12 protein-coding genes are annotated in these 14,245 nt (G+C 26.4%); 4 read left to right on the top strand and 8 right to left on the bottom strand.

What is annotated here, in order from left to right:
- Window positions 1-1,174 (bottom strand): right-handed parallel beta-helix repeat-containing protein (locus tag MBCUT_RS09910; protein WP_169805442.1); only part of this gene is annotated, 1,174 nt, incomplete at its 3' end.
- Window positions 1,175-1,957: 783 nt separating this feature from the next.
- Window positions 1,958-2,443, bottom strand: a complete 486-nt coding sequence (gene cfbA, locus MBCUT_RS09915) for a sirohydrochlorin nickelochelatase (RefSeq protein WP_067260576.1) — start codon at window positions 2,441-2,443, stop codon at window positions 1,958-1,960.
- Window positions 2,444-3,156: 713 nt separating this feature from the next.
- Here cfbA (MBCUT_RS09915) and MBCUT_RS09920 point away from each other — a divergent pair.
- The gene (locus MBCUT_RS09920) at window positions 3,157-3,468 is read left to right on the top strand and encodes a rhodanese-like domain-containing protein (RefSeq protein ID WP_067260579.1); all 312 of its coding nucleotides are present in this window, start codon (window positions 3,157-3,159) and stop codon (window positions 3,466-3,468) included.
- Between the two features lie 287 nt (window positions 3,469-3,755).
- Here MBCUT_RS09920 and cfbA (MBCUT_RS09925) read toward each other — a convergent pair whose 3' ends face one another.
- Complete coding sequence (cfbA, locus tag MBCUT_RS09925; RefSeq protein ID WP_067260679.1) at window positions 3,756-4,712, bottom strand: sirohydrochlorin nickelochelatase; 957 nt, start codon at window positions 4,710-4,712, stop codon at window positions 3,756-3,758.
- 37 nt (window positions 4,713-4,749) lie between these two features.
- Window positions 4,750-5,148, bottom strand: coding sequence for a Zn-ribbon domain-containing OB-fold protein (locus MBCUT_RS09930; protein ID WP_067260582.1), 399 nt, complete (start codon window positions 5,146-5,148; stop codon window positions 4,750-4,752).
- Between the two features lie 488 nt (window positions 5,149-5,636).
- Between MBCUT_RS09930 and MBCUT_RS09935 the strand changes: the two genes are divergently transcribed.
- Window positions 5,637-6,626, top strand: coding sequence for a hypothetical protein (locus MBCUT_RS09935; RefSeq protein WP_067260682.1), 990 nt, complete (start codon window positions 5,637-5,639; stop codon window positions 6,624-6,626).
- A 26-nt stretch (window positions 6,627-6,652) separates the two neighbouring features.
- A complete protein-coding gene (locus MBCUT_RS09940) occupies window positions 6,653-7,645 on the top strand; it encodes a hypothetical protein (RefSeq protein ID WP_067260585.1) in 993 nt (330 codons plus the stop codon).
- Between the two features lie 26 nt (window positions 7,646-7,671).
- Here the strand turns inward: MBCUT_RS09940 and MBCUT_RS09945 are convergent, their stop codons facing one another.
- The 4 genes from MBCUT_RS09945 to MBCUT_RS09960 form a co-directional block, all read right to left on the bottom strand.
- Window positions 7,672-8,922 carry a magnesium transporter gene (locus MBCUT_RS09945; RefSeq protein WP_067260589.1) on the bottom strand — a complete coding sequence of 417 codons (1,251 nt, stop codon included), beginning with the start codon at window positions 8,920-8,922 and terminating at the stop codon, window positions 7,672-7,674.
- Between the two features lie 340 nt (window positions 8,923-9,262).
- A complete protein-coding gene (locus MBCUT_RS09950; protein ID WP_067260592.1) occupies window positions 9,263-9,859 on the bottom strand; it encodes a potassium channel family protein in 597 nt (198 codons plus the stop codon).
- Window positions 9,860-10,143: 284 nt separating this feature from the next.
- Entirely contained in the window at window positions 10,144-11,205 is a 1,062-nt protein-coding gene (gene cobJ / locus MBCUT_RS09955; protein ID WP_067260595.1) for a precorrin-3B C(17)-methyltransferase, read from the bottom strand.
- A 47-nt stretch (window positions 11,206-11,252) separates the two neighbouring features.
- Complete coding sequence (locus tag MBCUT_RS09960) at window positions 11,253-11,753, bottom strand: hypothetical protein (protein WP_067260599.1); 501 nt, start codon at window positions 11,751-11,753, stop codon at window positions 11,253-11,255.
- Window positions 11,754-12,165: 412 nt separating this feature from the next.
- Between MBCUT_RS09960 and MBCUT_RS09965 the strand changes: the two genes are divergently transcribed.
- Entirely contained in the window at window positions 12,166-14,187 is a 2,022-nt protein-coding gene (locus MBCUT_RS09965) for a DNA-directed DNA polymerase II small subunit (RefSeq protein WP_084270816.1), read from the top strand.
- Window positions 14,188-14,245: the final 58 nt, after the last annotated feature.

Below are 14,245 nucleotides of genomic sequence, written 5' to 3' on the forward strand. Positions count from 1 at the left end.
AACTAGAACCTATAGAAAGAGTATTAGTCGAATAAATAGCTCCACCATCAGTACTGGCTTCATTACTATCTAAATTACTTGAAGAAATAGATAAAGGAGAACTAGTATAAATTGCTCCACCATTTTTCGCAGAATTACTAGTAAATTTAGAATTTCCATTAATATTTGATTGATGGCTACCAGATAAAAATAATCCGCCACCATTACCTTTTGCAGTGTTTTTATTAAAAGAACTAGAACCTATAGAAAGAGTGTTGGTTAAATATATAGCTCCTCCGTCTGTAGCTGTGTTTGTGGTGAATGAAGAACCCCTGATTCTTAGTTGGTCTGTGCTGTGTATAGCTCCGCCATGTTTAGCTGTGTTATTGTTAAAATTAGATTCTGAAATGTTTAAAATGTCTATTGAGTGAATTGCTCCGCCGAGTTCTGTCGCTTTGTTATTTGTAAAAGTACAGCCACTTATAATTGCTCCGGTGCTTAATTGATTGTATATAGCTCCTCCATTAGGTGCACGATTGTTTATAAAGGTGCAGTCAGTGATTTTAGTATTTTGAGCGTTGGCACGGATTACTAGTGCTCCTCCGTTGTTTAAGGCGGTGTTTCCTGAAAAATAAGAGTTTCTGATTTCGACATTACTTGCACCATTTATACAAATAGCTCCACCAGCAGTATACTCATTATCATCATCATTATCTGCTTTATTATCTATAAAACGGCAGTTGATAATGTGAGAATTGTCTGCATTCTCATAAAGGAATATGGCTGCGCCTGAATCACCATTAGATCCTGAAAAAGTACAATTTTCAATTAAAACTGTGCTATTAGCTGAAATAGCATGAGAGCGGGGTAAACTAGCATTTACAAAGTTAATATAACGTAGGGTTACAATAGACCCTGGTAAAACAATGAAAGCAGCACTACGATCACCACCATTCAAAATAGCACGGTTAGAATCAGAGCTTCCGCGAATAGTAAGATTTTTACCATCAATCCTAACAGGAGAACCATCACTCATATAAGTATCACTACCCAAGTTAATAGTATCTCCAGTACTAGCATTATTAACTCTATCCCGAATATCACCATAATCAACAGCAGAAACCATCGCTACCGATAAAAATAACAGCATGAAAAACATGCCCAATAGTAAAAAAAAATTTTTATATGTTAACATATCATCCACCCATAAGTTTTTTTCCATATATCTACATAATTCCACAATCCATACATATTTTATCAATATGTAAAAATCGATATAGTGGGCAGATGACTAGAAATATGAGGCAGATGATCCATACATATTAATAACTAATATAATATTTAGGACTATGCAATAATTTACCTAGTATTAGATAAATAAAGGTATTATTAGTAATAATTGGTATATGACTAAATAGTATATAAATTTTACTATTTAGATTTCTCATAAACTAGTTAAATCTATATGAAACATACTATTGTTTTTATAAAATAAAGAATAAAAAATATTGAAAAAATTAAAAATATAAAACTAAAAATAATTAGGATGCTAAATTTTTCATGTTTCTTTAAGAAGACATTGTATTTATTTTTTGATTGTGAGTCCAAGTGATGTGATTATGTTTCCTAAAACTACATTTAAATATATCTTTTTATTGATTGATTCTTTTGTATAGCGATGCATTTTTAATAATTAATTTAGATTTAGATTTATATAATTAATTTTTTAAAATAATAATATTTATTAGTCTTTAAACCAATGCTAAGATAATTTAGTGATTTTTAAAATTTTTATTTTAGAATTATTTCTCAGCCTCACGAACTAAAAAAATTATAAAAAAATTATAAAAATTACTAAAAAGATGAAATAACAGGTAGAAAAATAAAGTGTAAAAAATTGATTTGTTTGAAAAAATTAAAAATATGAATAAAAATTAGAAAATAATAAACTAGAAATAATAAAATAAATATGATATAGTTAATTCAAAGCGTTATCTACTCTTTTTTTAATTATCTCAACTACTAAAGGATCTGCACCTAAAGGTTCTGTGAAAATAATTTCCCCATCAAAATTTATCTTTTCAAAATCATGATGATGGTCGTGATGAGAATGATTATCGCCATGTTCCTCATGATTTTCATTGGTATGGTCATGTTCGTCTACATCATCAATTAAGCGCAATATTTTAGGAATATCTCGAGTGGTATGCATTCCATTAGCTAAAAATACAGGAACAACTATCACTTTTTCAATTTCTGTATTTTTCACTAGATTGTCCATAGCTTTAGGAATATTTGGTTCACGAAGTTCCATGTAACATATACCAACTTTGAAATCTGTGTGTTCTCTATACATATCTGCTAATTTGTTGATAGTTTCACTACTTTCAGGAAGTCTACTTCCATGGCTAATAAGTAAAACTCCAGTGTTTTTAGAATTTGAATTTAAAGTTTTTGATTTCATTTTATTAATCATCCAATCTAATTTTTAAAGGATCTTTTATCGTTATCATGTGAATTTAGTTAATTAAAACTAATGAATTTAGTATCAAAATTATAATTATTTTTAACATATAATTGAAATCATAATAATTAAAAAATAACAAATCAAATTTAAGATACCTGAAATTATCTTTAATATATTTAATAATATATTTAAACTTATCTTTAATAGAATTAAAATTACCTTTAATGTATTTAATAATATATTTAAACTTATGTTTAATAGAATTAAAATTATCTTTAATAAAGTTAAAATTATTCTTAAGATATTTAAGCCGATTTTAATGGTTCTAATGAAAAATTAATTGTTTAAATAATCATGATTTTCTACAACATCTCATTAAATAAAAAAAAACTTTCGCTATTTTTAGAATTTCATTTAAATCTTTAATAAGCTAAAATATCTTTAATAATTTAATTTATCTTTAATTATAATATGTAATATATAATCTTTTAAATTTCATTACCAATAGGTTTATTAATATAAAACATGAAACAATTGAAAAATATATTTAATTTTGAATAATAATTATAATAATATATTTATTAATAATTTGTTATATTATGATAAATTGCATATACTTGATTTTAAATATACTAATTATATAAATTTAAAGTTATTTTTAATTAGAATAAGTTTCTAAAATCAATTGTAAAATAAGAGGAGGTAGAAACATGAAATATCAAAATATAAGTCCTGAAGAATTAGAAATAAAATTAAAAGAAAATAATCCTATATTTTTAGTGGATGTTAGAAGTAAAGAAGAATATGATGAAAGACACATCCCCAATTCTATTTTAATACCATTAGACAATATAAGTCATGATATAACCGATCAAGTGAAAGATAAAAGTGAAAAACTATTTTTATATTGTAGAAGTGGGAGAAGAAGCAAGTTAGCAGCAGAAAAACTAGCTGATACAGGCTATAATAATATTTATCTTTTAGAAGGAGGTCTTAACAACTGGAAATATGAAATTGAATAAAAAATAAAAAAAATGAAATACTATCTCATGAAAAGGATGAACTCTTAAAAAATAGCTATTTCCATTCTCAATTTTCAGAATAATACTTTAAATAGTGTTTTTAATATTAAAATAGTTTTTAAGCATTATTTCAGCTGTAAAGTTTCAAAAAATTCTTTATTTTCAGAATTTCACGAAAAAGTTTAAAAAACTCTAAAAAACTTAATTCTAGGACGAATATGAAATATAAAAATTCAATGAATTAAATTCAAGTGAATATTTCAATAATCGATGAGGAAATAATCCGATTATTTAATTTCATTCTCTATTCTTTCTTTAATAATTTCAATTATTAATGAATCTGCACCTAAAGGCTCGGTGTATAATATTTCACCATTAAATTCAATTTCTTCTCTAGCATGAGAATGGTCATGGGTGTGACTATGAGAATGGGTATGATTATTAGAATGACTATGATTATGAGAATCTTTCTTCTCATTATCCTCTAAAAGGCCTAAAATAGTGGGAATATCTCTAGTTGTATGAACACCTGGAGCTATGAATACAGGAACAACTACTAATCTATCTATTTCATTATTCTTTATTATTTTATTGATTGCTTGAGGTATACTTGGCTCAGAAAGTTCCATGAATCCTTGTCCAACGACATAATCATTAGTAATTATGTATTGATTGAAAATATCAGTTATAAACTCACGATTATAATTCAATCTACTTCCATGACTAACAAGGATAATTCCTGTTTTTTGATCCGTGGTTTTGATTTTCGAAGTTTCAATAGCTGAATTAACTCTTTTATCAATTATATTTAGAATTGAAGAATCGGCCCCAATACAATTTATCAAATTAATTTCACCATCGAAATTGATTGGATTCAAATCATTTAAATAATGATCAGGAGGATAATTACCTTCTGGACATCTAGGATCAGTTTCTAAAGGACTTAATCCCAGCATTAATGGAATATCAATGTTTGTATGAATTCCTTGAGCTAAAAAGACGGGCATAGCTATTATCCTATCAATATCCCCATCTTTTGTTAAATTATCAATAGCTTTTGAAATAGAAGGTTCAGCTACTTTCATATATCCAACTTCTGTTTTATGACCAGTAGTTTCTATATATTTCGTGACTATTTCTTTAAAAGTCTTTGAAGCATAATCTAAGCTACTTCCGTGACTTATAAGTAAAACTCCAAAATTGTCCTTAGGTCTGCTAGAGGTTTTTAAATTGTTAGAATCCATAGAATTATCCTGAAAACCTAAATCAGTGCTAGTAGAATTATTTTGAAAGCTTGAATTTGAATCCATAGGAAATTACTCCGTCTTCACCATCTGCTCTAATTTTTCTAAATACCATTTCAACTGGATCTCCAATTTCAATTTTATTTACATCACAATCAACTAACTGTGTTGTTAATTTAGCACCTTCTTCTAACTCTACAATAGCTACTGCATAGGGAGCTATGGTTTTAAAGTCGTCGGTTGGAGTTTCAACTATGGAGAAACTATGGATTTTTCCTTTTCCTTTAAATTGAATATTTTCAATCTTTCCTTTTCTCCTACACTTAGGGCATATAACTCTTGGAGGGAAATAAACTCCCCCACATTCTTCACATTTTGAACCAATAAGATTATATCTTTGTGGAATATGTCGCCATGTTCTTACAATATCAGACATTTCAATCCTCCTAAAAAGTTAAAGTAAATTAAACGAATTTTTAAGAATCTAGTATAAATTTAGATGTTTTAATTTAAATATTTAGTAAACTTATTAATCACATATTAAGTAATGTAGTGAATAATATAAAAATATAGTTAATACTTTAATCTAAATTTATATTATTTTATTGTATTGTTTTTTAGATAAATAAATTTTATGGTATCAATTGTAAAATATAATTCTAGAAACATAATTCTAGAAACATAATTTTAGAAACATAATTTTAGAAATATAATTTCATATTAATACATTCACTAAGCAAATTTTAGAGTTATAAATCATACCCATGACCATAATAAATTTTTATAGGAATGCTATTTTTTATTTTAAAATAAATATTGATATTAAAAAATAGTAATATTTTTATATAAATTTATAATAAAAAATGATTAATGAATTTAAATAAAATAATAAAGTTGAAAAATCTAAGAGATCAAAAACTAGACATGAGAAAAAATAAAGAAGAATATATATTTTATAACAAAAATGGAAATGTATTCATAGGATTAGCTACAATAATGGTATTTTTACTAATTATAATGAGTATAATATTTCTAAATGTGAGTAATGACTCGAATCAAATAAATAATGATGCTATTGATTCAAATAGCTTTAATTATATGATTCAAGATTATAATAGAAATATTCCAGTTCTTGGAAAAGATATCATGGGAAAAATAGCTAATGATACCATACATAATTATGTTCCTTGTTCTGATAGTCCAAATACGATTAAAAAAAGATTACAAGAAAAGTTAGATGAAAAAAATGAAGAAATAGGTAATAATAACAACATCATGATGGAATCAGAGGTCTTAAGCGTTTATAATGGAAATAATCCATATCATGTTAATATAAAAACTCATATTCATGGGAAAAAAGGAAATTTAGAATATGATGAAGTCATTGAAAGTGTGGTAAAAATTGAAGGATTAAAAGATCCACTTCCATTTTTGATGTGTAAGAATAAGCCAAATCTGTCTGAAAATGGAACAAAAATAATTTACCATGATTCTTTAGAAGCCTATTTTATTGAAAATAACCTATTAAATCCTTATGCTTATAATAATGCCAGTTCTCCACTGATAATAAAAAAATGTCCATATGACCCCTATGAACATCATGGAGATGGTCATACTTTAAAAAATTGTATAGATAATGGTTATTATCATGAAAGTGCAGATGGTGCCTGTTATTTATGTAGATTAGAAGGAAAAGGAGTATGTAATCATTATGGTCTTGAAACATTTATTGTGCCAAATAAAGTGAATGAACTTAATTTTAGATCCATTAGTTCCTCTGATCATGTGATTTTTAATGATCATTATCCTGGAGAAAATCTTGGTTTCTATAAAAATGGTTCAATTTATGAAATTTTGTTCCTAGATGATTCTCATCGAGCAAAATATGGAGTAGAGCATCTTTCTTACATATAAGTGAAAAAAGAGAAAATGGAGAAATTATGAGTATTTATAAAGATTCAAAAGGAGTTTTATTTTCAACTGACTTCTTATTAGGTTTATTTCTATTTATAATTGCTATTGGAATGATGATAAACATAATAGACAATTCAGATGATAAAATACTAAATTCACTAGAAGTAAACAATTTAGAAAGACTAACTTCTGAAATAGCTGACTATTTAATAAATAATCCTGGTTCACCAGAAAATTGGGAAAATTTAAATGATTATAATGATGTGAGCCCAGGACTTGCAATTAGAAATGGAAATAATGACACGATTATTAATAGTATTTCATTTAAAAAAATTAAAATACTTGAAAATGAACAATATGAGACTTTAATAGATCGAAACATCTTTAATGATGAAATAAAAAGTTCAATAGCTATTTATCCATTTAATGAAAATCTAGATCCTATTACAATAGGCAATGATGTGATTAATAAAAATATTTCAAACGTTGTAGTAGTCAATAGAACAATAACATGTGATTTTTTATCTAGTTTAGCTCTTGTATCAATTATTAATGAAAACAGAGATATCATCTATGATAAATTATGTAATCATGATATTATTGATAATGGAAATGATATTAGTGAACTAGATCATGTTGAAAATCAAGATTTTATATGGATATGTAAAGAATTTAAAGTTAAAAGAAGTGAACTTGAAAATAACAATTATTACTTGTTATTTAATAAAGAAAGTACAAAAATTAATTCTCATTGGATTTTGGATAGTTCTAAAACCGAAATTAATATAGAAAATTCAATTACATCCCCTATTATTAATTTAAATAGGTATTTCGAAGATAATTTAGCTAATGAAAGCTCTTTGATATTTTATTTACATTGTAAAGTTCCGAAAAAAGATAAAAATAAATTTGAATGTGTTTTAGCATCGGTTCCATATGACTTAAACCTTGATAATATTAATATTGATTATTTCAAAACTCAAAATTCTTATTTCATATTAAAAACTTGGTATGAATGAGCCATGACCCCCTAATTGAAATAAAATCAAATAACAAAAATGTGCAAAACTGCCAAAGCTACTGTAACAAGAATCAAAGAAGATATCGAATCAGTTATACTTGTTGAAATTGGAATCACTATATTATCTGGGTTGAAACCTTTTCTATAGGAAATAGAAGATATAAAAAAGACTATTAAAATCATTATACCTATCAAAATCATTCCAGAAACTGTACTTATAGATAGAATACTGAAAAACCCAATTCCAGGAAAATTAAGGAGTCTTGAAGATGCTTCAGCCAAAAATCCAATGATTGGATATATGATAATAGCTAAAACTACAATTATTAAGAAATTATTTACGCTAGTTTTTTCAGGCTTTAAAACTGGTTCAATTAATCCCGCATGAAGGGCGGATGAAAGCCTTGCACCTAAAATACTTACTAAATTACCACTTTCACCAGAAAACAATGGAACCAATGTTAAAAGACTTGGATTTTTAAGAAGTACAGAAATAGAGCTATTCAAAAATCCTCCAGCGGAAACTCCTAAAACTGAAGAAAGAAGAAGTACTGGAGTAGATTGCATCACAATGTCCCTCATTTCACCTTCTGATCTTATAGCATAAATAAATACTATGATAGTAATTATAATAGCTAAAATAAATAATGAATATTTTAAAAGAACATGCGAAAGTAATGAAACTATAATTAAAGATAATATAATTGATGGTAATGTAAATAAATCTCCAAAAGCAGCTATAAGTGGAGTAGAAATATTATCTGGATCCCATCCATTCTTAAAACTTTTTAATGATATGAGCATGGTTAATGGTAACATTATAACACTGGAAATTAAACCAGCGAATACTGAAATTAGTGTAAAGTCCAGTAAACTCATACTGTCAAAATTAAAGAGTGTGCATATTCCTTTTGCTAAAAATGCTAAGAAAAGAGATAATATTAATGTTAAAATCAAAGAAGATAGGATATTTTCTGTTAATATTTTAGAACGTTTAAGTTTTGGAGATATAAGGCCAATGTGAAGATTTGAACCTAATCTAGACCCTAATGCTCCAAAAATATTTCCCCTCATTCCAATAGCCCCCGGAATAAGGACCATTAAACCAGGAAATGTTTCTAAAAAGAAAGTCATGTTTCCAAGGATGATACCTGCAAATAAATCACCAATTGCACAGATTAAAAGAGCTATTAATCCTTCTTTAATGACAGAATTACTATCTTTAAAAAATGAATTAAATCTATTAATTGCAGAATAGACAAGAGAACAAAGCATTTCTAGCTTTTCATAAAGGAACAATATTGAGTTGACTATAAATAAAACTAACATGTTTAATATATGTCGAATCATCTTCAATAGAAGCTTTGTTTTCTTCACATAAATCACCCACAAACATTTTATCAACTCAAATCTTTACAAAAATATATTAAAATATTATTCTTAATTGTTAAAAACTAAATATTTTAAACTAAACTAATATTATATTAAACTAATATTTTAAACTAAACTAAATTATATTAAACTAAATTATATTAAACTAAACTAATATTTTAAACTAAAAATTATTATTAATTAATAGAAGAATCTATTAAAATAAATATTATATTAAAAGCTATCACTCATCGATAAGATCTGAAATCTCATCTAAAGAAATTTTTCCACTAGCCAATTTTCTAAGTAAATCAGAACCAAACTCTGTTCCTTTTGCTATTAAAGTATCTTCAATATAAAGCATAGTATTTTTATCAGGACCATAAATCCAAGATTCATCTCTTCTAATAGCTATTACTCTCATACCCGTCCTATTTGCTAAAAATAGCTCTCCTAAAGATTTATTAGATAGTTCTGATCCATGTTGAATTTTCACACTTATTATCATCTTGTCAGATTCTTCCATCACCATTTTAAAAACTGGATGTGGTTTAAATCCTTTAATAACTATGTCAGCTAAGTCTTTAGCAGCATTAGCTATACTTTCAGCTGCTTCAGCTATTTCAAGAAGTGCTGTTAATTTTTCTGCATCCTCATTTGAACGAGCTGCCACGAGAGATTGCTTTTTTATTTCATAATTTAAGCTATTTACCTTGTTTTCTAGCTTTGAAACTTCTTTAGCTGCATCTTTACTATTAAAAAGAACGGCAGAATAAGCTAAATCTACCATTAGCTCTGATAAATTCTTCATTTCTATTAAAATATCTTTAATGCTTGACATTTCTGTCTCCTACCTGTGTTTATTACATCTTCAAGTTAATATATTAATAAGTTATTGATTATTATTGATTGTTTTTATTATTAAAATTCCATTCTGCTTATAAAACAATTTATAATATATTAACTTTCATGTATTAATAAACTTATCATTAAACTCAATTCTTTAAAATGAATTTAACAAAAAGATGAATTAAAGAAAAATGAATTTAACAAAAAGATGAATTACAGAAAAATGAATTTAACAAAAAAGTCTCATTATTTTATCATTGTCTTAATAGTTTTATTTTATCTTGTTGCTAAAATACAATGCCTTCTTAATTTTAAAAGTTCTTTTTTCTTGGATTTTAAATCTTCTGGATTCTTCAAAATAGTAGGTAATGAATCTTTGATACATTTTATGGTATTTTTTTCATGAATCCATTCACAATCTTCACAACTCCAAACATTCTTGTTTTTTATCCATTTTCCTCCAGTTGAGCTATCTCCACAAGGATAAAAAGGGCAATAGCAAAAATCACAATATTGTGGGTCAGAATGGCAGGGATAATATTCACAAGATTTATTTAAACCAGTTGGTGTTTCCATATCTAAATATTTTGTATAGAAATCATTAGCTAATGGATGAATTGGTGCTTTGACAACATAACCTCGTGGAGTAATCATATATCCATCATATTCATAAGTTAAGGAATTACCTATAATCAATGTAGTAGACATATTAATTTCATCTTCATCAAGCTGGTTTAGAGTTATAATTTTAGTTTTTGAAGGGTTTTGAGTACTGTCTACAATTCCAATTAAAGTAGTTGGGTCTTTCAATTCATTTAATATTTCTTGAAAACGTTTAAAAGGTTTTTTTCGTGTTTTGCTAATTGGATTATAAATAGCTATTATAAAATCAGCTTTAATTGCATATTCAATTTTTTTTTCAATTTCAGAAAGAGGAGTTAATATATCACTTAAACTAATAGCTGCAAAATCATGTAATGGTGCTCCAAGCAAAGATGCTGAATAATTAAGGGATGTTACTCCTGGAAAAACTTTAAGTTTTATTCCATCATATTTACCAATAAGTTGAAACATGAGATTGGCCATTCCATAAACTCCAGGATCTCCAGAGCTAACTAAAGCAACATTCTTCCCCTCAAGACTTTTGGATATAGCAAGCTCCCCTCTTGCAATTTCATCCCCCATACCTTTCTTAAAGACTTCTTTTTTCTCTATTAAGTCAGCTATTGAATTTATATATTTTTTATAACCAATGACAACATCAGATTCTTCTAAAGCTTTGAGTGCTGAAATAGTTATATTTTCTCTGTTTGGACCAATTCCAATAATATTAATCATCAGTTCACCAACAAATATGATAGAAATCTAGAAATATTCATTAGAAATTATTGATTATATAATTTCAAGATAGATATTATCTTAATAGTTGTTACATTAACTTCAATACCAGAATCAGTACGAACAGCTGAAGCTGACGCTTTTACTTCATAATCTGGGATTTGAGATAGGATAATTTGACCTTTAGTTGCATTAGGTGAAGAATAACACAAAGCCGTTATATTAACATCAAGTTTTTCATCATTTTGGCTGTTATAAGTCGTTATAGTGGTGTTATTAAGATCTACACCATCTACCTTTGCAAGGGACGTTATCTTATCGGCTACATCGGCCATGTTTGTTATGTTTATTTGGTTTGGATCCTTAAGAAGGATGCTATCAATATTTTCAGGACTAAATATTCCTGAAATGATTTCAATCTGTAAATCAATAAGTCCTTTAACATCTGGAGCTTCAGAAGTTATAATTGTATATGAGCTAAGAAGCCCAGCTTCAAAAAATCCTATAAAAAGTAAGATAATAAGTATAGCTTTAAGTATTTTTGGCATAAAATCACCTAATAAGATTTAAGATCTCTCATAAATTTAATATTTATTAATTAAATAAGAATATATTCAAAATATAATACTTTTTAAAATAATAATCTTATTAATAGTTTTTTAAAATAATGACCCTATCAATATTTTAAAATAATATAAGAATATATGAACATTGAAATATTATAATAAATTTTTAAAAATTATTTTAATTAGAATAAAATTAAAATAACATATGAATAATATTATAGTTATATTTATTTTTTATAATAAAATTAACTATTAATTAATTAATAATTTGTTTGAATTAAGTTAAAAATATAAACTAAAAAAAGTATATTAAATATAATTAATTCTCTTAATATGAAAAATATAATTAATTTTCTTAATATGAACAATATAATTAGTACTGAACTAGATATGTATGACAACAAAAATTCTTTTTAAATTTGCTGAAAAGGGTATTAACTTATCACCAGAAGCTTATGAAAAAATAAACAGTTTAGAAGATCCTTTAGACTTTTCATCTTCCTTAATTGTGAAACTAAAAAGTCAAGAATTTTCTGAAAAAGATTTAATGTCGTTGAATGACAGTATTGTTGAGGAATTCATAAAAATCCTAGGATTAGATCAATCCAAGAAGACTGAATCCAAATCACAAAAAGGCTTATTTACTTATGATAAAGAGAATAATAAAAATAATCAATTTGAAACAAATGAAAAAGATATAAATAGTAATATAAATGCAGATTATGAAGAAAAAATAAGAGTTGAACCAAATACTATAAACTCCCATACAAAAACAAAAATAAGCTCTGAAATAAAAGAAAGTAGAAAAACAGCCAATAAATATAAGAAACCAGATAGTTGTAAAAATATTACATTGAAAAATGAATACAAAAAACATAATAACTCTGAAAACATTACATTAAAACCTGATAACTCTGAAAACATTGCACTAAAACCTGATAACTCTGAAAACATTGCACTAAAACCTGATAACTCTAAAAATATTGCACTAAAACCTGATAACTCTGAAAACATTGCACTAAAACCTGATAACTCTAAAAATATTGCACTAAAACCTGATAACTCTAAAAATATTGCACTAAAACCTGATAACTCTGAAAACATTACATTAAAACCTGATAACTCTGAAAACATTACATTAAAAAATGAATACAAAAAATCTGATCCTGACAAATTTAAAAGAAATTTAACATCACATGATGTTGATTTTGATTTTAAAATTATACAAGATACTAGTAAAAAATCTTACACCAGTGGTGAAATTGGAAATTTAATTGCTTATTTTAAAAGTAGATATAGTAAAATATCAAATATTCTTTCAAAAAGGCCTGAACTAAAAGCTTATCAGAAAATAAATGATATTGAAGAAGGTGCAAGAGATTTAAATGTTATTGTAATGGTTAGAGATATTAGAGCTACGAAAAATGGTCACAAAATCGTTGAATTTGAGGATGAAACTGGAGAAATCAACGTTCTCTTTCACAAAGATAATCAAGAATTATTCAAAGCTTCAGAAAAACTTGTTAAAGATGAAATAATTGGTTTAATAGCTGAAAAAAAAGGTACTTTGAATGTAGCTACCAGGATAATTAACCCAGGAGTTCCAAGAATTCCGAGAAAAGAAATGGATTTTGCAGCAGTTTTTACATCTGATATTCACATTGGAAGCTTAACATTTTTAGAAGATGCCTTTGTAAGATTTACAGAGTGGATAAATGGTGATTTTGGAAGTGAAGAACAAAGAAATATAGCTAAAGATGTTAAATATCTAATTGTAGCTGGAGATATTGTGGACGGAATTGGTATTTATCCAAATCAAGATAAAGAATTAGCTATTAAGGATATCACAGAACAATATGATGAAGCAGCACGACTACTTGGAAATATTAGGGGTGACGTCAAAATAATAATAACTCCTGGAAACCACGACGCCTCAAGAGTAGCTGAACCACAACCTGCAGTTCCTGAAAAATATGCAAAGTCTCTTTATGAATTAAATAATGTTGAATTTGTAAGTAATCCTGCAGTTGTTAGTTTAGATGGGTGGAATACATTAATTTATCATGGACGTGGTTTTGATGATTTAGCTATGACAATTAAAGGATTCTCACATGAAAAAAATGATCTTATCATGGAAGAATTACTAAATAAAAGACATCTTGCCCCAATTTATGGTGAAAGAACTCCACTTGCTTCAGAATTAGAAGATCATTTAGTTATTGATAACATTCCAGATATTTTCCACACAGGCCATGTTCATATAAATACATACAAACATTATAACGGAGTTCATATGATTAATTCTGGAACATTCCAGACCCAGACTGAATTTCAAAAGATTTATAATATCGTTCCAACATGTGCTGAAGTTCCTGTGCTTCATAAAGGAGTTTATAAACAATTAAAATTCATTTAATTTACTAAATTCATTTATTTGTTAAATTTAGACACTGCATTAGTTAATAGCTAATAAA

The organism is Methanobrevibacter cuticularis, assembly GCF_001639285.1.
Taxonomy (GTDB): domain Archaea; phylum Methanobacteriota; class Methanobacteria; order Methanobacteriales; family Methanobacteriaceae; genus Methanobaculum; species Methanobaculum cuticulare.